This is a genomic window from Desulfoluna sp. HI9BLuna, assembly GCF_056829775.1.
On record NZ_CP186555.1, the window covers coordinates 5023378 to 5044622 of the forward strand.

The 21245-nt window shown below is 60.5% G+C and carries 12 protein-coding genes; all 12 read right to left on the reverse strand.

The genetic code is table 11. From position 1 onward, the window contains the following. Positions 1-78: 78 nt before the first annotated feature. The gene (locus tag ACOYW0_RS20505) at positions 79-1698 is read right to left on the reverse strand and encodes a response regulator (protein ID WP_482415632.1); all 1620 of its coding nucleotides are present in this window, start codon (positions 1696-1698) and stop codon (positions 79-81) included. Then, on the reverse strand, positions 1695-2618 hold the full coding sequence (locus ACOYW0_RS20510) for a CheR family methyltransferase (protein WP_482415633.1): 924 nt from the start codon (positions 2616-2618) through the stop codon (positions 1695-1697). The genes ACOYW0_RS20505 and ACOYW0_RS20510 overlap by 4 nt, the downstream gene beginning before the upstream one ends. A gap of 10 nt (positions 2619-2628) precedes the next feature. Next, positions 2629-6183, reverse strand: a complete 3555-nt coding sequence (locus tag ACOYW0_RS20515; RefSeq protein ID WP_482415634.1) for a response regulator — start codon at positions 6181-6183, stop codon at positions 2629-2631. A 44-nt stretch (positions 6184-6227) separates the two neighbouring features. Beyond that, positions 6228-7223 (reverse strand): ABC transporter substrate-binding protein, encoded by a 996-nt coding sequence (locus ACOYW0_RS20520; protein WP_482415635.1) that lies wholly within the window; start codon positions 7221-7223, stop codon positions 6228-6230. A gap of 351 nt (positions 7224-7574) precedes the next feature. Beyond that, on the reverse strand, positions 7575-11288 hold the full coding sequence (locus tag ACOYW0_RS20525) for an SIS domain-containing protein (protein ID WP_482415636.1): 3714 nt from the start codon (positions 11286-11288) through the stop codon (positions 7575-7577). Between the two features lie 380 nt (positions 11289-11668). Then, entirely contained in the window at positions 11669-13060 is a 1392-nt protein-coding gene (locus ACOYW0_RS20530; protein WP_482415637.1) for a penicillin-binding transpeptidase domain-containing protein, read from the reverse strand. 167 nt (positions 13061-13227) lie between these two features. Next, positions 13228-15162 carry a methionine--tRNA ligase gene (gene metG, locus ACOYW0_RS20535; RefSeq protein WP_482415638.1) on the reverse strand — a complete coding sequence of 645 codons (1935 nt, stop codon included), beginning with the start codon at positions 15160-15162 and terminating at the stop codon, positions 13228-13230. A 135-nt stretch (positions 15163-15297) separates the two neighbouring features. Further along, positions 15298-16107, reverse strand: coding sequence for a PSP1 domain-containing protein (locus tag ACOYW0_RS20540; protein ID WP_180143215.1), 810 nt, complete (start codon positions 16105-16107; stop codon positions 15298-15300). 152 nt (positions 16108-16259) lie between these two features. Next, positions 16260-17276, reverse strand: a complete 1017-nt coding sequence (gene holB, locus ACOYW0_RS20545) for a DNA polymerase III subunit delta' (RefSeq protein WP_482415639.1) — start codon at positions 17274-17276, stop codon at positions 16260-16262. 206 nt (positions 17277-17482) lie between these two features. Continuing rightward, entirely contained in the window at positions 17483-17758 is a 276-nt protein-coding gene (locus ACOYW0_RS20550; RefSeq protein WP_092211940.1) for an HU family DNA-binding protein, read from the reverse strand. Between the two features lie 204 nt (positions 17759-17962). Further along, positions 17963-18481, reverse strand: a complete 519-nt coding sequence (nusG, locus tag ACOYW0_RS20555; RefSeq protein WP_246317822.1) for a transcription termination/antitermination protein NusG — start codon at positions 18479-18481, stop codon at positions 17963-17965. Positions 18482-18563: 82 nt separating this feature from the next. Further along, entirely contained in the window at positions 18564-20831 is a 2268-nt protein-coding gene (locus ACOYW0_RS20560; protein ID WP_482415640.1) for an LPS-assembly protein LptD, read from the reverse strand. Between the last annotated feature and the right edge of the window lie 414 nt (positions 20832-21245).

Genomic DNA, 21245 nt, shown 5'->3' on the forward strand with positions numbered 1-21245 from the left:
GAAAAGCATGCATCCGGTGGGCGACGGCCCGGGGGTGTTGACAGCCGACGACGGCGTCGAACCTGGGCCGCCGGGTTTTCAGGCGGTCATGGAAAAGGAGCGCTGGGCCTCGAGGAGAAGCCCTTCGGCGGTGCCCGGCATGCCCGGAGGGAGCATGCCGATACCCGCCTCCAGGGAGAGGTTGAAGCGGAAGGCGTTGAACACAAAGTCCCGCTGGGTGATGGCATCGGTAAACCGGTGGGAGATACGCGGGACCTCCGGGTCTGTGATGCCGCTCAAGAGGACGGCAAAGGTGGCGTTGTCGAAGCGGGCGGCCAAATCGTCGGAGCGGGTCATGTCCCCCAGCAGGCTCCCCACGATGCCCAGGACCATGTCGCCGGCCTCGGTGCCGTACGTGGCGATAACCTCTTCGAAACTGGTGAGGTGAAGCAGCAACAGGGCGAGTCCCTGGCCCATGCGGTGGGCACGCTTGACCTCCCGGTGAAGCAGGTTTTCAAAGCACTGGCGGGTGTAAAGGCCTGTGCAGGGGTCTCGCAGGGAGGCTTCGTCGGCCCGGTCCATGGCCGCCAGGGTGGAGCCTGAGACCACGGTGTCCAGGGCGCGGTGAAGCAGGGTACGGATGAGGTCCGGGGTGATGCTGGCGCGATCCAGCACCTCCAGGGCGCCCTGGCGGATGAGGCGTGAGACGGTGAGCTCGTCGGTTCCTTCGGTGATGATGACAAAAAGCGGTCGCTGGGCAGGGGGGGTGAGGTTCCGGGCCAGGTCCTCGGCAGCGCCGTCCGGTAAGGGGCGGGAGATGAACAGGAGGTCCCGGCTGTTTTTTTCCAGGGCTTCTTTGGCCCCCCTGGTGTCCTCCACACAGGTGACGTCCAGGCGGTCCAGGGTGTTGAGGGCCTTCACCAGCGGAGAGCCTTCACGGCCGTCCCTGCCCACCACGAGAATCCGGATGGTCTGGTCCAGGTCGATGATGGAGGAGACCCCGGGATATTCCCGGGTGTCGTCCACCTGGAGGGTCTGGATTTTGCGGATGATTCCTGCGATGCGGCGTCCGGACTCCTCGATGCGCTCCATGTAAAGGGGCAGCTTGTCCGGGGCCTCCCTGTGGATGTTCATGAGCTGGATGTTTCCCTGGAGGGCCATGAGGGGCTGGCTCAGTTCGTGGGCCATGGCCCCGGCCATCTGCAGCAGCACCTTCAGGCGCTCTTCCCGAAGCTTTTTCTTCTGATGGACCTGGATCTGGGAGTTGGCCTCCTTCAGGGTATCCACGGTCTCGGAGAGTTCCCGGGTGGTGGCCAGGAGGGATTGCTGGTACTGGTGCAGTTCCAGGAAGACGTTGACCTTGCGGACGAGGGTTTCCGGGTCCAGGGGCTTGGAGAGGTAGTCCACAGCCCCGGCGTCGTAGCCCTTGAAGATGTGCTGGGTATCGGTGTTGATGGCGGTGACAAAGATGATGGGGATGCGGCAGGTGTCCGGGTTGCCGCGGATGAGCTCGGCGGTCTCAAAACCGTCCATCTCCGGCATCTGCACATCCATGAGGATCAGCGCCACCGGGTGGTCCAGCAACAGCCCCAGGGCTTCGTTGCCCGATGTGGCGGTGAGGATGGTGAGGTGGGGACGGGCCAGCACATGTTTGAGGGCGAGGAGGTTCTCCTCCAGGTCGTCCACCAGCAGAATCTGTTGGGTTGCATGGTTCATCATGGGGTAATCACTCCGGTTGCGTCGATGCCGGGGGCATGGCCCGGCGACATCGCAGGCTCACTGCAAGGGGTCGCAGGGGACGGTGTCTCATTTTTCTGGTAAATCTTCTCCTTGCCAGCCACCGGGACCATGCGATCGGCCCAGGAGGTGATGCTCATGGATTCACCGGTTCCCAGGCAGAAGAATCCGTCCGGGGCCAGGCTGTCGAAGAAGGTGCCGATGACCCGGTTGCGCAGCGGCGGGCTGAAGTAGATCAGGACGTTGCGGCAGAGGATCAGGTCCATCTCTCCAAAATGGCTGTCGGAGACCAGGTTGTGGTCGGAAAAGCGGATGGTGTCTTTGATGGCCCGGTTCATGATGACGTTGTCGTACCGGGCCGTGTAGTGGTCCACCAGGCAGCCGCACCCCCCGGAGAGCAGGTGGTTTCGTGTGTACGTGCGGATGCTTTCGATGGGGTAGATCCCCTCCCTGGCCGTGCGCAGGACCCGCTCGTTAAAATCCGTGGCGTAGATGCGGAAGCGGCCGGCAAGCCCCTCTTCCTGAAGGAGGATGGCCATGGAGTAGGCCTCCTCTCCCGTGGCACACCCCGCCACCCAGACCCGGATAAAGGGGCGCTCTGCGAGCTTCGGCACCACGTGTTCCCGGAGGGCTTTGAAAAAGTGAGGGTCCCGGAACATCTCGGTGACGTTGATGGAGAGGTCGGCCAGCACGGTTTCAAAAAAAGACCGGTCGTTCAACACCCGGTACTGCATTTCAGAAAAACAGGTGAGTCCCGATCGCTTCAGGCGGCTTTTCAATCGCCTGCACAGGGAGCCTGCGGCGTATTGCTGAAAATCGTAGCCGTACTTCCGGTGGATGGCGTAGAGCAGGCACGCCATTTCAATGGCCTCGTTGTCGGTGAGGGACGGAGCCGTTGCCATGGGGTCCCCTTTACACATAGAGCCAGACCCGGAGCATAGAGAGAAGTTTGTCCGGGTCCACGGGCTTGGGCATGTAGTCGTTGGCCCCGGCTTCGATGCTTGCCGTGCGGTCTTCGGCCATGGCCTTGGCCGTCAGGGCGATGATGGGCAGCTCCTTGTGTTCGGCGTCTTTTCGAATGGCCCGAATGGCCTGGTAGCCGTCCATTTCCGGCATCATGATGTCCATAAGGACAAGATCCACATCCGGGGTCTCCTTAAGGCGGGCCAAGCCTTCCCGGCCATTTCGTCCCACCACCACATCCATCCCTTTTTCATGGAGAAGCCGCTTGAGGGCAAAGACGTTTCGCATGTCGTCATCCACGATGAGGACCTTGCGGCCGCTGAGGATCGACTCTTTGTCGTGGCACAGGGGGCGGTCCTGGTTCATGGGGCTCGGCAGGGTGGACTCCACCCCGTGGAGGAAGAGGGTGGCCTCGTCCAGGTTCCGGTGCATGGTCTCAAGGCCCGCATCCCCGGCGGGATGTTCTCCATCCTGGGCAGTTACGGAGCCCGAGGCCGTGGCCCGGTGCGTTGCGTCGATTTCGGAGAGCACTTCGTGCAGGTGCTCCAGGCTCACCGGTTTGGCGTGGAATCCGGCGACCCCCATGTCCATGGCTTTTCCCTTCTGGTCCCTGGAGGAGATGACGTGCACGGGGATGGCGGAGGTCACCGGGTTGGTTTTGAGCCGGTCGAAGACGTCCCATCCGTTCATGCGGGGAAGGGTGATGTCGAGGATGATGGCCGTGGGGCAGAAAAAGTCGGCAAAGTGAAGGCCTGTCTCCCCCTCTTCGGTGACCAGGGTGTCGAAGCCCTTTTCCCGGGCCAGCTTGACGAGAAGGGAGGCAAAGGTCACATCATCTTCGATGATGAGCAGGGATTTGTCCCCTGGCTTGGGCTGCGTTGCAGCGGCCTTTTCAGAAGGCCCCTCAAAGGGCGCGGGTGCCGTGGCTCCCCTGGCGGGAATGGCCGCAGGGGTGATGGGGGAAACCTTTGTGGCTCCGGTGCAGGGAAGCAAGAGGGTAAAGCAGCTGCCGACACCCTGCTCGCTGGAGAGGTGGAGAGATCCCCCCAGGAGGCCGGAGAGCTCCCGGGAGATGGTCAGGCCGAGGCCGGTTCCGTAATACTGTTTGCTTTCGGTGCCGTCCACCTGGCAGAAGGCCTCAAACACATGGGCGTGCTTCTCTTTGGGGATGCCGATGCCCGTATCGGTGACGCGGAAGGCCAGGGCCGAGTGGGCAGGCAGGCTTGTGCCGGACGGGAGCTCCTGGGGGGAGGGGATGGTGATGCCGAGGCTCACCGAGCCTGTGTCCGTGAACTTCAGGGCGTTGGTCAGAAGGTTCTTGAGGATCTGTTCCAGCCTCTGGCGGTCGGTCTCAACGGTATCGGGCACATCCGGGGCAATGCTCACGGTAAAGGCGAGGCCTTTTTCTTCGGCCAGGGGCTGGAACATGCGCCGAAGGCTCTCCACCAGGGCGGACAGGGGCGTGGGGGAGAGGGTCACGGTCATGCCGCCCGCTTCGATTTTGGACAGGTCCAGAATCTCGTTGATGAGGGTCAGGAGCTGGGAGCCGGAGGAGTGAATGGTTCCGGCAAACTCCACCTGGTCGTCGGTGAGGTTTCGTTCCGTGTTCTCTTCCATCATGCGTGAGAGCAGCAGGATGCTGTTCAAGGGGGTTCTGAGTTCGTGGGAGATGGTGGCCAGGAACTGGGACTTGTAGCTGTAGGAGAGTTCAAGGTCTTTGGCCTTCTGGCGGATCAGGACCCCGGCCTCCTCGAGCTCTATGTTTTTCTTTTTGATGCTCTCCTTCTGTTCTTCCAGCTGCTGGGTCTGCTCTTCGAGTTCCTGGTTGATCTGCTGGAGTGTCTCCTGCTGGAGTTCGAGCTCTTCGGCCTGTTTGCGCGTCTGGTGCAGCAGGGCTTCGGTGCGGATGCGTCCCTGGGTGGAGTCCACGGCCACGGCGATCTGCTTGTTCATGAGGTCGAGGAACCTCAGGTCCTGGCGGGAAAAGGGGCCCAGGCCCGCCAGTTCCACCACGCACAGGCTTTTTTCGTTGTGGAGGCAGGGCTGGATCACCACTTCACAGGGGTATGCATCCAGGAGCCCGGAGTGGATGGGGAGGTAATCCGCGGGCACATCGGTGATGCGCAGCCGGCTGCCGGAAACAGCCGCTTCCCCCACAAGGCCTTCGCCCAGGGGGATGGGGGGCGCTTCACCGTCGGGGGCAGCCCCGGCAAATCCGCCGATGCAGACGAGAACGCCTTCGTCCACGAGATAGATCCGTCCGGCCTGGGCATCTAAGTAGTTGGACAGGAAGTGGATGATCTGCCTGCCGAGCTCCTCCATGGAGAGGTCACCCTGGATGCGCCTGTGGAATTCGCTCTGGCCGATGCTGAGCCAGTTCTGACGCTGGATTTTTTTCCGGGACCGGGAGAGCTCCTCGTTGACGCTGTGGAGGTGGTCCCTCTGTTTTTCCAGCACCTCGTGCTGTTTCTGGAGCTCCCCTCGCACCCGTTCATGTTCTTCGATTTCCCGGGTGAGCACCTGGTTGGTCCGGGTCAGCTCCTCTTCGTTGGACTCCAGGCGCTTTTTGCTGACCGTGGTCTCGGCAAGGCGTTTTGTCATGTGGTTGAAGTCCTGCATGAGCTCACCGATGTCCCCGGAGGCGTTGTTGTCCAGCCGGATGGTGAAATCGCCGTTGCGGATCTGGTGGGTGGCGTGTTTGAGCTGGTTGACGGCGCGGGAGAAGTAGGCGCTTGCCCAGTTGGCCAGGGCAAGGACCACCGGCAGCCCCAGGAGCATGCAGAAGAGGATAAATCGCTTGAAGGTGCTGAGAAGATGCTGGGCCCGGTTGATGAAGTAGAGGGCCGTGCCCTTGGACGTCTTCCGGGTTTCCAGAAATGAGGGGGCCAACTCGTCCATGTTGATGACCGTGGCCACGGCCATGGGCAGGCCGTCGGCCGTGGTGCGCATCACCGGGGCGATGAAGGTGAACTTGCGGCGTGTCTGGCCCGACTCCTCCTTCCAGGAAAAGTAGCCCGAGGCGTATTTTCCCCCGAGGCTTGAGGAGATGATGGAGAAAAATTCATCGGAGGCTTCGTCGATGTGAGCAACGGAGGTGTTCTCCAGGTCCTTGATCGGGTGGAAGAGGGTGGTGCCTTCCCGGGTGTCGATGAGGGTGGTGTAGCCGTTTTTTTCAATGGGCTGAAGGGCAATGCTCCGGAACCGGGGATCCTTCTGGAGATCGCCCAGGCTGAGGGTGGGACGCAGCTCCAGGTAGAGTTCGATCTGGAGGGCCACGTCCATGGATTTTTGACGGACGCTTTTGGCCAGGGTGTCGGTGAGGAGCTGCTCGCGTTGCTGTTGCAGGTCTCCCAGGCCCTTTTGGATGGTCTCGTTGGTCCGTTGGGGAAGGTCCCGGGTGATGAGGGTGATGGCAATGCCGAAGATGGCAATGGGCAGGATGCCTGCGATGAAGGTGATGGCCATCAGCCTGGAGCTGTATTTTTTGGGAAACAACTGGATCATGTATTTTGCAGCCTTCAGGGACCGGGGGGGCCCAGTCGGTGAGGTTATTCGTAAATGTTGTCGGCCATCAGGATCGCGTTGCGATGGATGGGGATGTTCAGGTCTCTGGCTTTTTTCAGGTTGATGGTGAGTTCATGGAGCTGGGGGCTTTGCGGGTGAATGGAGCCCGCGCTGAGCCCGGCGAGGATTTTTTCCACCGGGCTTTTTACCTGTTTGCCGGTTTCGGCAAAATTGCAGTGGACGGCCATGAGGGTAAAGCCCTGTTTGACCTGCTCCCCGCCCACGCCGATGAGGGGGATCCCGTCCTTGTCGGTGACGGCGGTGATGCGGCGCATGTTGGAGGGAAGGTTAAGGATGGCGTCGGCCGGGATATAGATGGCGTCTGTGGTGCCGGACAGCTCTGCGGCCCGTGCGGCCAGGGTGTCCAGATCAGGTTTTTCAATGGCCACCTTGACCACCTCCCAGCCCAGGGAGCCTGCTGCCGCGGCTGCTTCGTGAGCCGTGGCCGTTGCGGCAAGGGTTTCGGAGCAATAGAGGATCCCCAAGCGAGAGAGCCCGGGCATGATCTGCTGGGCGGAAAGGAGCTGGACGCGGGCCGGAACCCGCATGCTGACGCCGGTGAGGTTGGGGCCGAAGCCCGTGGTGTCCGGGATGATGCCCGTTGCGTCCGGGGCCGCCACCAGGGTGTAGACAATGGGAAGGTCGGGGGCCTCCTCCATGGCAAGGAGGGTGCCTGCGGTGCCCAGGGTGATCAGAAGGTCCACCTTCTGGCGTTTGAACTCCCGGATGGCAGACAGGGCCATTTCCCGGCTCTGTTCGGCGTTGTGGATGGTGAGGGTGAGGTTCTCTCCGTTTTTGAGCCCGATGGAGGCCAGGCCCGACTGGACTCCCTCCCTGGCGAGGCGGAACGGGGGAACCTGTTCGGTCCACTGCAGGACACCGATGTGGGGACCTTTGCGTCTTTCCAGGTCAATGACGCCTCCGGAGACGACAACCAGGGCAAGGATGACAGCGGTCAGGTAGATCAGATGTTTGTTCACGCACACTCCAGAACATGGGCCGGTCGGGTCCCAATGTCCCGGTGGCCTCGCAAAAAGTCGATGAAACGGTGTTGATACGCTGCGTGCCGTGACTTGGCCTGCGTGCAGCGTACACACTTTTGTCAACGAGGGGGGGCAATGCCGACTTTTTGACGAAAGCATTATTCCTCTCATTAGAGGAATCGACAATTGTCTAAAAAACTGGAGCAAAAAAAACAAAAAAAGGCAGGATTTTCTCATCGGTTCTTCAACGGGTGAGCGGAGAGGGAAAGGGGGGCGGCGATACGAAGGGAAAAAGCCGGGGGGAGCCGTTTTTGCAAACGCTCTCCCCCGGCTGTTCTGTCTGTGGGGTTAAGCGGCGTTCTCCAGGGTCTTGACCATTTTTTCGCCGATTTTCTCGGCGGAGAGGCCGAAGAGTTCATCAATGGGAACCAGCTCCAGATAGGCGTCGTCCCAGGTATGGCCCATCTCCTGGACGATGTTGCGGATACGTTCGTGCTTGCCGCCCAGGGCCTTGGATTTGCTGTGGAGGGGAATGCGCCCCTCCTTGAATGTGACGTTGATGGAGAGGATGAATTCGATGACGTTGGCATTTTGGGAGAGAACCGGGATGATCAGGGTGTTCTTGTCGTCCTTGTTCCCCTTGCCGATAAAGACATTGCCTTCCCGGACGATGATGCTCTTGGTCCCCTTGAGCCGCGGATCGCTCTCCACCCTTGAGGTGGTGTGGGTGAAGATCCCGTCCTTGTCCACCAGGGAGATGGTGGTCTCGGGGGTGGCCTCGCCCAGGAGGTTGAGGCCATCGATGCGGTAGAGCAGGGAGCCCTTGATGCCGGAGATCACCCCTTGCAGGTTTTTCAGAACCAGGACGTTGGAACTGGTGATCTGGGGCAGGGTGATACCCCGGTGGTTCAGGGCATCGAACAGGATCCCTTCGAAGGTCTCGGTGATGCGGCTGGTGCCCACGGTGACGGTCTTGGCCTGGTGCTTGATGGCGTCCACAGGCCTTGCCATGGCGTTGATGGCATTGGAAAAGCAGCCGAAGAGCTTGTCCAGCATGTTGGACGGGGTGCCCTTGCAATCGAAGTCCAGCTCAAAATCCGCCGACGGGAGCTTGCCCGCGAGGTATTTCAGCAGCAGGGTGATGTCCGAGGCGGTGTTGAAACCCAGGATGGGAGGCAACTTGCCCTTGCGCCGGCTGGTTCGGAACTCCTGGTAGACCTTGGTGATCTTCTCACGGAAGGCCTTCTCAAGAATGATCTCGTACAGGTTCATCCCTTTGGCCTCAAAGGAGGTGATGACCTTCTGCAGCTCCTTGCGGTGCTCAAAGATCACGCGGGAGCCATCGTTGATGGCAAGGGCCGCGTAGTAGCCCCAGATGTGGCCGGCCAGGGTGTTGATGATGGGGGCCAGGTGCTCGGAGACCTGGGGCACGTGGAAGATACTGGCCGCATAGTTGTTGAAGCGCTCCTCCCCTTCGCTGGCGATGACGATGGGAACGGCTTTGTGGGCGTGGAAGATGGCCGTGTCCTTGATGATATCGCCCAGGACGCTCTCCCGGGTGCCGGCGGCACAGACAATGATCAGGGGTTCGGAGGAGAGGTCGATGTGCTTTTTGTCCTCCACGAAGTCGCTGGAGATGGTTTTGTAGCAGAGCTCGCTGAGCTTGATGCGGATCTCGTCGGCAGAGGCCTTGTTGGCACCGCTACCCACCGATGCCCAGTAGGTGCGGCTCACGGCATGGGTGAAGGCCGACGCCTTGATGTCCTCGACCATGTCCAGGACTTTTCGCATTTTTGTGGGCAGGGCCAGCAGCTCGCGAATCTCTTCGGAGATGAAGCGGGCATCGCGTTTTTTGGTCTGGCCGGCCAGGTGAAGCCCGATGAGGGCACCAGCCACGATCTGGCTGTAAAAAGCCTTGGTGGAGGCCACGCTCATTTCGATGTCTCGGCCGCTGCTGGTGTAGACAACCCCGTCCACCTTGAAGGTGAGGTCTGAGTCGCGCCGGTTGACGATGGCCAGGGTAGCGGCTCCCTTGGCCTTGACCATGTCCACGGCCAGGTTGGTGTCCGTTGTGGTGCCGGACTGGCTGATGGCGATGACCAGGGCGTCGGCCATGGTGTCCCCGTCGCCGTCGCCCATCATGAACCCGGAGAGCTCCGAGGCTTTCAGGGGACAGACCTGGATGGCGGGGTCTCCCAGGTAATGGGTGAAGAGGTGAGCAATGGCCTGGGCCGCAATGCCTGCCGTGCCCTGGCCCACGAGAAAGACGCGCTTGATGGTTCCGTTCTTGATGCGGGCGATGGTGGCCTCGGGGATGGCGCTGTCGTCGAGCATGGTCTTGCAGAGCTCTTTTTTCCCGTCGATTTTCCAGCGGTTCTGCAGGGTCTTTTCCACGGAGGCGGGAGACTCGGAGATCTCCTTGAGGAAGTAGTGGGGAAAGTGCTGGCGGTCGATGTCCCGGCTGGTGATCTCCGTCTCCATGACGGATTCGACGGTGACGGGCACCTCGGTGCCGTCGTAGTGGTAGGAGCGGATTCCGGCCTGGGCGCCTTCCAGGCGTGCCCTGGTGCCGTCCAGGACCACGATCTGGCCGGAGACGGGCTTGCCGTCTTTTCCGGTGATGGTCTTTTCGCCGTTAAGCTTAATGTAACGGGGGGTTTCCTCCACGAATCCGTACACCTCGGAGACGGCGATGTAGTGGTCTTCGGCGATGCCTACGAAAAGGGCCTGGCCGCTTCCCTTCTGGGCAAGAAAGAGCTTGCCCGGGGCCAGGTCTGTCTGCATGGTGATGGCGTGGGACCCATGGAAATCGTTGACGGCAAGGCGAAACGCTTCCTCGATGTCGTGACCTGCCTTGAGGTAGGTCTCGATCTGCATGGGGATGACCTTGGTGTCTGTGGTGATCTCCTTTTGGAGGGTGTCGAACCGGTCTTCGTACTCTCCTTTGAGGGAGGCGTGGTTGTCGATATCGCCGTTTAAGCTCACGTGGATGATGCCCGAGCGGGGGATGCGCCCGTCGGTGTTCTGGTTGTCCACCGGGTGACAGTTGGCGTCGGTGATGGCACCCACCGAGGCCCAGCGTGTGTGGGAAGAGACCGTAAAATCGCTGCGTTTGAAGGTTGCCGCCACTTTGAGCAACAGGTCGTTTCGAATCTGTCTCCGGAGAAAATCGACGTTGTCGCCCAGGCTGCCGATCTCTGCGGCCCGTTTGTAGACAAAGGCAACGGAGGTGCTTTTTCCCCTCTCTTCCACGGCAATGGTGTTGTTGAGGAGGGTGTCGCCCTGGGACCGCTCGTTTAAGGTCTCTTCCAGGCCTTCGGCCTGAAGGAATTCCCTGAGCTTGGTCCATGTTTTCGCCGGGAAGGTGAACATCACGGAGATGCCTGCAGAGTCGCGCCCCCGGACTTCAAGGCGGTTGATGGCGTTCAAGGTGGTGTTGATCTTTTTAAAGGGCACGATCCATCCGTTGCCGGACTGGATCAGCTCGGCCCCGGCGAGGTCCCTGACGCTTCGGACGTTGGTGAGGGTCTCCTGGGTAAGGGACCACGAAATATCCCGGAGCCCTTCCAGGGCATCGGCCACGGCATCGGTGTCGGCCGGGGAGAGAAAACCCGCCTGTTCGGTGAAAGCCGCTTCTTCGCGGGTGAGGAGTTCGCGGATTGTCGTCGCGGCTCGGGAGAGGGCCTCAAGCTGGTCCTGGTTCTGCAGGAGCAGGGAGAAGAGGTGGTCCTCTTTGAAACGGCAGGCCTCGTTGTACAGGGCGGTGACCTGCTCCCGGCCGCCCAGGTAGTCGGTGGCGAGTTCGTCGCCTGCGTTGATGACGGCGTCGAGCCCCTTTGCGGACAGGATCGTGATGGCCTCCCCAAGGGTGGGGACGGGCCCCTCCGCAGGGCCCCTTTCAAAGGAGACAAGGCCGGCAAGGCCGCAGTGCAGGGTGTTGGGGGCATTGGGGAAGAGAACCCAGGCATGTCCGGTGAGTTCCTGGGGGCGCCTGCCGAAATAGATGGGGGCGTTGAGCAGGGAACGCAGGGTGGTCCAGGGTGTAGAAAACGTCCTTTTCATGGTTTAGATTCTCCAATGGTTTTATATCCGGGCGCCGCAAAGGACGGGCGCGTGGTTTGTAAAAAACGTACCGATTCATCTTGCTGCTGCCTCCTGTGGCTCTGCCGGAGGCCAAACATTTAAAACCGTATGATAAACAGGCCTTGCCTAAGCCGTTGAAGGCTCCGCCGAAATAATTTCGACATGTTCGCACCTGTATCAGGAAAATTTTTTGCGGAGCTTTTTATCAAAAAAAACGAATGCATCACGGGGTCTGGATGGGGTCCGTGGCGGTTGTCGTTCTCATGGTTACGGAACGCGCTATCTTTTGAGTTATACCACAGCTTGAGGGCCAAGGTCCCCAAAAAAACCGGTCCCGCTTCTCCTGGCCGTTGGGTGGCTCAGCTGTCGCCGGGGGAGGTGGCCTGCCGGGCTTCGGCGATGTGGGACCTGTCGGGTTCGGGGGGGTGGCTGAAGTAGCAGGTGATGGCTTTTCGCGCATAAGCGCTGGCCCGGGTCCCTATGTACGCCTGGTGCCCCACCACCACGGCGATGGCCATGGATCGCCCCGTTTTTTTCTCTTTGGCAAATCCCACGAACCAGTCCACGCGCACATCGCGGGCCTTGTTGGAGATGGACCCTGTTTTTCCGCCAAGGGTGAGGTTTTTCAAGACAGGGTCCCTGCGGTACCCTGCAAAGCTTTTGCGGGCCGTGCCGGAGCGGATGGTGCGCTGCATGAGCTCATTGAGGGTGGAGGAGACCTGCTGGGGCACGGCGCGACCCAGGGTCGGCGGACGGGGCACGGAGAGCTCTTCGCCTCCGTCCGTTGTCACCGAGTCCACGAGGTACGGAGCGGGGATTTTCCCGCCGGTGACGGCTGTGGCGCCGATGAGGGCTCCGTGGAGGGGAGAGATCCGGGTTACCCGGTTGAATCCGCAGGCAACCTCCGCCCACTGATAGGGCTCTTCCCCGATGGCAAGGATGCTCTTTTCCACGGGCAGGTCAAAGGCGATGTCCTGATTGAAGAGAAACCGGTCCGCGTAGCCCGACAGGTTCTCTTTCTTGAGCTTGAGGGCGCCCAGCTTGCCGAAGACCGGGTTCACGGACTGGGCAAAGGAGTCCCGAAACGAGATGGTGTTGGTGTACTTGTTTTTCTTCTCGTTGAGCTGTCGCTTGTAGAGGGTGTATTTCCCCCCGTTGAAAGAGAGGGTGCTCCGGGGGGTCAGGCCCAGCTTTTCTGCGGCGGCTGAGGCGGTGATGATCTTGAAGATGCTGGCGGCGGGGTAAGCGGCTTCAAGGCTGGGGTTTGTGATGCCCTCGTCCTTGCTGAAGCCGGCCATGGAGAGAATACGTCCGGTGGCCGGGTCCATGGCCACTGCCGCCACATAACGCGGTGTGCCGCGTTTTCGGGCAATATTGCGTTTGAATTCGCTGATAAGAAGGGCCTGGAGCTCCAGGTCCAGGGTGGTGGTGACCGTGAGCTCCTGCTCCCCCTGGATAACCTGAAGCACCTTGTGATCCAGGTGGGCCAGGGACTTGGGGGCAAGAAGGCCTTTCAGGTTGTCCTGGCTGAGGAGATTGGGGTTCTCTTCCGGGGCAGGGGGCGCTGCCGTGAAGGTCTCTTTGACCCGGGGCGCCACGACGATCACCAGGGCCACGACAAGGGCCACCAGGGCGCCGCCTGCAAGGCCGCGCAAGGCGCCTTTTTTAAAGCTTTTGGATCGTTCTTTGATCTTTTGGCGTTGCTTCAGGCTCTGCTGGTAAGCTCGCCAGTCCTGTTTTTGCTGTCGCATAGGTCTCGTCGGAGGTGTCGTGATAGTGTCAGGCGCCCCAAAACCAAGCATACAAGGGCAGCAGGTGTTGAGCCGGCTTCGCAAGCCGGGATGCGTCAGCCCGAAGGGCCTTCGGGCTGACGCCGTGTCCATGTCTCCATGCCTTTTTCGTCAAGGCGGCGAAACGATTACTTAACGGGTGTTCCCGGCTTCAAACCCTCCACGTCAAAGGTGGCAAGGGAGAGGTTCTTGCGCTTGGTGGCGGCCAGGAGCATGCCCTGGGACTCCACGCCCATGAGGGTGGCAGGGGCCAGGTTGGCAACCACCACCACCTGGGTTCCCTTGAGCTCTTCCGGGGTGTAGCTTTTGGCGATGCCCGCCACCACGGTGCGGGGGGTGCCTTCCCCCAAGTCCACGGTGACCTTGAGGAGCTTGTTGGCCTTGGGAATGGGCTCGGCATCAAGAACCGTTCCCACGCGCAGGTCCAAGTTCTGGAAGTCGTCGAAGCTGATCTCCGGCTTGAGGGGCGTTGCCAGGGCCTTTTTGGCCGGGGCGGGCTTGTCCTTGGCCTGGGCCTTTTCAAAGGCCTTCAGGTCGATGCGGGGAAAGAGCGCCTTGGCCTTGGTGATGGCACCGCCCGGGGCAAGGGCGCCCCAGTTCTCAAAGGAGGAGAGGAGCATGGGGGTGTCCCCTGTGCCCAGGTGTTCCAGCATGGCCTTTGCCGTGCCCGGCATGACCGGGGAGATGAGCCCGGCCACCACCCGGAGGCCTTCCAGGAGGTTGTACATGACCGTCTTCAGGCGTGGGGCCTGGGCCTCGTCCTTGGCCAGGTCCCAGGGTGCGGTTTCGTCCACGTATTTGTTCATGCGGCCCACAAAGGTCCAGATCCCTTTCAGGGCCCGGTCAAAGGCGAAAAGGGGCATTTCGGTGCGGAAGGCCTCGCGGGCAGCGTCCGCGTCGCCGGCCAGGGAGAGTTCGTCCATGAGGGCGGCATCGGGCTCGGGAACCACCCCGCCGAAGTACTTGAAGCTCATGGCCACCACTCGGGAGAAGAGGTTCCCCAGGTCGTTGGCCAGGTCGTAGTTGATGCGCTTGACAATGGCCTCTTCCGAGAAGTTGGAGTCGTGGCCGAAGGCCATGTCCCGCATGAGGAAGAACCGGTAGGCGTCCACGCCGTAGGTCTCCAGCAGGTAATCGGGGCTGGCCACGTTGCCGAGGCTCTTGGACATCTTGGCGTCGCCCATGTTCCAGAACCCGTGGACGTTGAGGGTGTTGAAGGGGGAGAGGCCCGCAGCCTTCAGCATGGTGGGCCAGTAGATGGCGTGGGTCTTGAGGATGTCCTTGGCCACGATGTGTTGCACCTTGGGCCAGAAGGTGGCGAACTTGTCGTCTTCGGGGTAGCCCAGGGCCGAGACGTAGTTGAGCAGGGCATCGAACCAGACGTAGGTGACGTAGTTTTCGTCAAAGGGCAGGGTGATGCCCCAGGTGAGGCGCGACTTGGGCCGGGAGATGCAGAGATCCTCTAAGGGCTCCTTTAAAAAGGAGAGCACCTCGTTGCGGTACTGTTTGGGCCGGATAAAATCGGGGTTGGCCTCGATGTGGTCGATGAGCCACTGCTGGTATTTGCCCATGCGGAAGAAGTAGTTGGACTCCTTGATGCGCTTGGGCTCTTTTTTGTGGTCCGGGCACTTGCCGTCCACCAGCTCACGTTCCAGGTAGAAACGCTCGCATCCCACGCAGTAGAGGCCCTCGTATTCCGAGTAGTAGATATCCCCGTTGTCGTAGATCTTCTGGAGGATGTCGGCCACCACCTTTTTGTGGCTTTCGTCGGTGGTGCGGATAAAGTGGTCGTTTTCTACGGAGAGCTTGGGCCACAGGTCCCTGAAGAGGGCGCTGATCTGGTCGGCGTACTCCTTGGGGCTGCACGCGTTGGCTTCAGCCGCCTCGGCGATTTTGTCCCCGTGTTCGTCGGTGCCGGTAAGGAAAAAAGTTTCGGCGCCGAGCATTTTGTGGAAGCGGCTCACCACGTCGGCTGCGATGGTGGTGTAGGCATGACCCAGGTGGGGCTTGGCGTTAACGTAGTAGATGGGCGTGGTAATATAAAAAGGATCGGTCTGGTTCATGGATCTCATCTCTGTTGGTTCTGTTCTGGGTCGTGCCCGCAGGCTCCGGCTGCGCAAAGGGGCCTGAAGGCACCGGGCGGGCAGTCGTGACGGCACCGCCGGGTGCATGAAGGGCGCTTTGCCGGGTAAGGCTTCTTATCCTCTGGGTTTGTCCGGTTTGACGTTGTCCAGGTCGGCTTCGTACTCGCCCCCCTCATCGAGCCTGACGGTGAGGCGGTTGCAGATGACGTTGTGACGGATCACCTTGCCGCGGCCCTTGTCCGTGGTGACGAATTTTCCCACCTTGGGATAACGCTCTTTGAGCTTCTTGTAGGTGGCGTCTTCAAAGGTCAGGCAGCACATGAGTCGCCCGCAGAGGCCGGAAATCTTGGTGGGGTTGAGGGAGAGTCCCTGCTCTTTCGCCATTTTGATGGAGACGGGCTCAAACTTCTCAATAAAGGACGAACAGCAGATCTCCCGGCCGCATCGACCGAGCCCGCCGCACATTTTCGCCTGGTTGCGGATGCCCACCTGGCGCATTTCGATGCGCAGGCGGAACTGACGGACAAGGATCTTGACCAGCTCGCGGAAGTCCACGCGTCCGTCGGCCGTGAAGAAAAAGGTGAGCTTGCTGGCGTCAAAGGTGCTTTCCACGGCAAAGAGGTTCATCTCCAGGCCGAGTTTTTCCACCTGCTGCTGGCAGAAGTCGTGGGCCTCGGTTTCGAGAAGGATGTTCTTCTCCCTCTGCCTGACGTCCTCTTCCGTGGCCAGGCGAAACACCTTTTTCAAAGGGCTGCCGGTCTCTTTTTTTTCCAGGGGTTCCGGCGGGGTGGCCACCACCCCTAAGCCGAGCCCCTGCTCGGTGGTGACGATCACCTTGTCGCCCACGTTGAGGACATAGGGACCGCTGTTGAAATCGTATATTTTTCCGGCCGGTTTGAACCGAATGCCGACTACTTTTTCCATAGGTCTGTGCCACACTGCTTGGGTGAAAAAAGGCTGCTTGCCGCATGGGCATGCGGAAAAGCACGTATGCCCCTTCGTGCACGGCGTAAGTAAGGCTGCGGTGCAGCCTGCCGAGGCAAAGGGGCACGACAATTGGGGGAAGCCGAAAGCGATCAGCTCTGCATCAGCTTCAACGCCATCACCTCCAGGGTGTGCCGCAACACGGTGTTGCCGTCGATGCGCTGAAGGGTGTCCCGAACCGTGTCGGCCATGGCGGTGAGCCGCGGCATCTCGAATCGGGCCGCATCGGCTTCCAGCTGCGGCATGAGGTCGCGGTTTACCACACGCCCGGGGTCCAGCTTACAGACCATCAGGTCGTGGAGGTAATGCCCGACCAGTGAGAGGGACCGGATGGCCTTCTCTTTGTCCCTTCCCAGCACCTCGGCAAAGGCCAGTGCATGGGAGAGATCTCCCCGTCCCGGCAGGGGGAGGGCCGTAAAGAGCCAGTTGCGCTGTGCAAGCCAGGCCTCCACGCCGCCTTTCCCCGAGACCATCTCAAGGGCCCGGGCATAGCTGCCGTCACTTAAGGCGGCCACTGCTTCGGCCTGCTGCCGGGGCAGGTCCGTCTCTGCCGTGAGGCATCGTACCACGGTCTCCTGCTCAAGGGGCCGAAACGCGACGAGCTGACAACGGGACAGGACCGTGGGCAAAAGCTCCGAAGGCTGGCAGGTGGTCAGGATGAAAAAGGTCCCGGCCGGAGGCTCTTCCAGCACCTTTAAAAGGGCGTTGGCTGCCTCGCGGTTCATGTGGCCCGCCTCCCGGATCACAATGACCCGATGGGTTGCCTCCAGCGGTTTTGCAAGCAGAGTATTGCATAGATCACGGATCTGCGCAATCTTGATATGGGTGCCGTCCGGCTCGATAACCCGGATGTCCGGATGGCTTCCGGCCTCGATTTTACGGCAGCTTCGGCAGGTGCCGCAGCGAAGGGAGAAGAGGGGGTGACACTGGGGCTCCGGCGGTGTGTCGGGGCTTTGGCAGTTGAGGATCTGGGCCAGGGTAAGGGCTGCTTCGGCCTTGCCGGTTCCGGCGGGGCCGGAGAAGAGCAGGGCGTGGGGGAGGGTGTCGTGACGTGTCATGGACAGGAGGGCGGAAAGTGGCTGCTCCTGTTCTGGGAAGTGTTCTAACATAGATGGTGCCACCTGTGAGTATGATGACGCGGGGTCTCCGGGTGAAAACCGCCTTTTTTCTCAAAAAAAACGGCACGTGACTCGGGACGGCTGTGAGGCGGTTGCCTTTGCCGGCCGTCCCGGCAGTGCCTTGACTGTCCCGACGGGAGTCGGGGACACCGCCGAGCCGTTGTCGGCGGGCGGTGCCATACCCGGAAAAAGGGGCGCTAGTAGTCCACGCGCTCCTTGAGCTCCTTGCCGCACTTGAAGAAGGGCAGCTTTTTGGGGCTGATGAGCACTTTGTCGCCGGTCTTCGGGTTGCGGCCGGTGTAGCTCTTGTACTCTTTGACGTAAAAAGAGCAGAGGCCGCGAATCTCTACGCGGTCTCCGCGGGTCAGGGCGTCGGTCATTGAATCAAAAAAGATCTGTACAACCTCCGCAGCTTCCGCTTTGGAGATATTGGCTTCGTTTTTCAGTGTGGAGATCAGCTCCAGCTTATTCATACATCCTCCTTAGAATACTAAGACTTATCTTTCAATCTGGACGCCTCGCGGGCGTTGCATCGCTCTTAAATAAACGTAAATCCATAGCAAGTCAAGGGGTTATGGAGAAGTTTTGAGCGGATTGTGGAAAAAAATGAAATCCCCTGATTTTTCGACGGCTCCGACCCTCGGGGATGCAAGGGGCGGGGCGTTCTAAACCTCGTTTTACGGGACGCGTTCGATGTCCGTGTCGGAAACATGGACCGCTGCTGACTGTCCCAGGATATCAATATTGACGATGACCCGGCCCTGGCCGAGGTTCTTGGCAAAGATGCCCGTGATCCCCTCAAAGGGGCCCCGGGTCACAATGACCGCTTCCCCTTCCAGGAAGGTGGCGGCAGTGAAGATCTCTTCCCCGGCGGAGACCATGATCTGAAGGGAGGAGAGGGACTCCTCCGGGATGGCCACCGGTCCCCGGGTGCTCCCCAGGACGCGGACCACGCCGATGGTCTTCAGGATGGAAAGGTGGTTCTCAGGGGTAAGCCCCGCCTTGACAAAGACATAGCCGGGAAAGATGGGGACATCCAGGACCACACGGCGGTCCTTTCGCCGGCTGGGCTTTTTCATTTTGGGGAGAAAGGTCTCAAAGGACTTTTTGGTCAGGTTCTCGAATACCACATTTTCAAATCGACTCCGCGTGTGAAGGGCGTACCACATCTCATCCGTCGGGGTGATAATCGTCATGTGAAGATCCTCAAAAAGGTGTCATGGGTGGCGCGCCGCTTCCCGAATAAGGAGGGTACGGCGCGCAGTTCTGTTGTCTTGATCAGTTGGCGTCGTAGCTGCTGTCGAAGCCGCCGAGGCCGGTCAGCTCCACGCCGAAGACGATTTTTGTGTCGTCGGTGGAGTCTTCATACCGGGTAAACAGGGACCAGCATGAGGAGGTGTAGGTGACGCCTACGGATTTCTTGATGTCTTCGTTTTCCTCGATGTCCCGCTCGTAGTCGCAGTCCAGGGTGATGCGGTCAAAGAGGTCCGTTTTGAATCGGGCCACAAGGCTGTTGGTGGACTCGTAGCTTGTGGACGGGGTGATGCCCAGGCTTTCGTGGATGCTCTCCAGGGGGTCCCGCTTTTTTCGGTGGCTGATGCTGAAGAGTCTTGTCTCTTCGGTTCCCATGATCAGGGCGGTGTTCTGGGTGAGCATTTCGGATTCGTACCAGCTCCAGGTGCCGTCGAATTTGAAGTAGAGGTTCATGGCCGGGTTGAAGATCAGCTCGGCGTAAAAGGGCCTGAAGGGTTCCTGGGTGAGGCCGTTGCGCCATTTGGTGGGATCAGACTCCTGCTCTTCCTGGATATCATAGGTCTGGGAGATGGTTCCGGTGAGGAGATCCCGGTAGACGGGGATGCCCTCGCCGTTTTTCTTGGAGGTCAGGATGGAGTCCAGCTTCAGGGTGATCTGGTTTTTGCCGTCGATTTCGTCAATGGAGTCAAAACGCGGGTACTCGGACTCCTCCAGGCGATCCTGCCAGTCGTAGGTCAGGGTCGGCTTGATGCGGTGGCGGGCCTTGTCCGCCCAGTCGGCATCTGTGTTGAAAATACGGTAAAACTCCGTTGAGATGTCCGTGGAGAACTCGGGAACGGCGGCGGAATGGGTCCCGGAGAGGTCATCGGTTGAATCTTTTGTGTCGATATCCCACCAGAGGCCTTTCACCCCTGCGCTGGGATCCACGGAAAAGGCGCCCACCTTGAAGGGCATGTAGACCTTCGGCAGGACGTAGGTGCGCTCGCCGTCGTAGAGGGCGTCGGTGAGGTCTTCCCGGTAAAAGCTGGTGGCCCCGCCCGTGACGGAGACCTGGAAAGGCGTTGTGCCCAGGGCGGTCCGTGACTGGGTCATGGTGAGGGTTGGCAGCTGCTGGAGAGTGGAGTCCTCGGTATCCTGGGATCGGGCCACGACATCGTCGTTCCAGATGCCCGAGAGGCTTGCGGTGAAGGCGTTGGTGGTTTTGGTGACCGAGAGCTTGTTGGTTCTCACCGTGTCGGTGTAGTCATCGAGGGTACGTCCCATGAACTCTTCCATCTCGTCCTGGGTGGCGTCGAAGCCTCCGGGGCCGTCCTTGAACTCCCTCAGGTAATCCTGGTCGCTGACCCAGTCCAGATCGAGTTTGGCTTTGAACCCGCCGCCGAGTTCCTGGTCGGCCTTGCCGCGGAACCAGTAGCGGTCCGTGTTGGTGCGGTCCGGGGAGCCGTCGTATCCGTAATCGGAGTTGGCGCTGGTGCCGTCGTCGATTTTCTGGTCGTCCAGGCCTTCGACGGAGAAGATCCCCCTGGACAGGGCGCTTGCCATGTACCGGAACTCAACGCCTCCGCGGAGGCCGCGTTCGGTCATGTAGTTGGTGTAGACCGTGGCATCCATGCTGTCGCCCATGGTGACGAACAGGGGCTGGATGATGTCCAGGCCTTTGCGAGAGGAGTAGCCCACAAGGGGTGCCAGCAGGCCTGTCTGCCGTTTGATTTTAACGGGGAACAGGAGGTACGGGGTGTAGATTACGGGGAGGCCGGCCGTTTTGAGCATCACGTGGTGGGCCGTGCCGTAGCCTTCGATGGTGATGTCCAGCTTGCGACCGGTGATGGACCAGTCCGGGTCTTCGCCGTCGCAGGTGGTGATGGAGACCTTTTCGGCGGTGTATCGGTTCTCACCCCGCTTTTCAAGGGTGGCGCCGCGGATCCACAGGTTGCGGCTCTTGATGAACACCGTGCCGTTGGTGATGGTGCCTTCCTGGCTCTCCATGGCGTAGGTGACGGTGTCCGCGGTGACCTGTTCTTCGTCGGAACTCAGGCGCACATTGCCCTCGGCCTCGGCAGTGCCTTCCTGGATGTGGTAGGTCACGTGGTCGGCGTGGAGGGTCACCGAACCGTCGGTGACCAGGACGTTGCCTTCGGCGACGTAGACCCCTTTGGCTGCGTCATGGGCCAGGCTGTCCGCGGTGATGTTTACCGGGGCCTTGCCGGGCGTGGGGGCGGCAGAGGCGGATTGAACCGTAAGGGTGAGGATGCTTAGCAGGAGAAACCATGTGAATCTGTGCGGAAAGACCATGTTGAAGCGTGCCTGTGTCGTCTGTCACCCCAAATGACTATAGGGGCTGGGTTGAGGTCTCCGGCCGGTGACGGCCCAGGGTGCCCCGGTGGACGGGCCCTGTGGGATCCGACCGACGTCGAGGCGTCGAAGAACAAGTGTGGCTTTGATTTTTCCCCGGCCATCACGTATGATGCCCTCGAAAAAAGTCACGGGCTGAAACGCCCTGCATCTCCTCATTGCCTGAGGAAGAAGATGCCGTGGCGTTGAAGAGTATTGCTGAATTTACCGGGTGCGTATACCGTTGCCCTGTGGGTCGGTCCGGCCCCTGTCCTTTAGACGTGCCGACGGGGCGTTTTCGAGACCACCCGAGTTATAAACCCCGAATACCCTGAAAAGTCAAGTTGAACATGGGGCGGGGACTGTACGGCACAT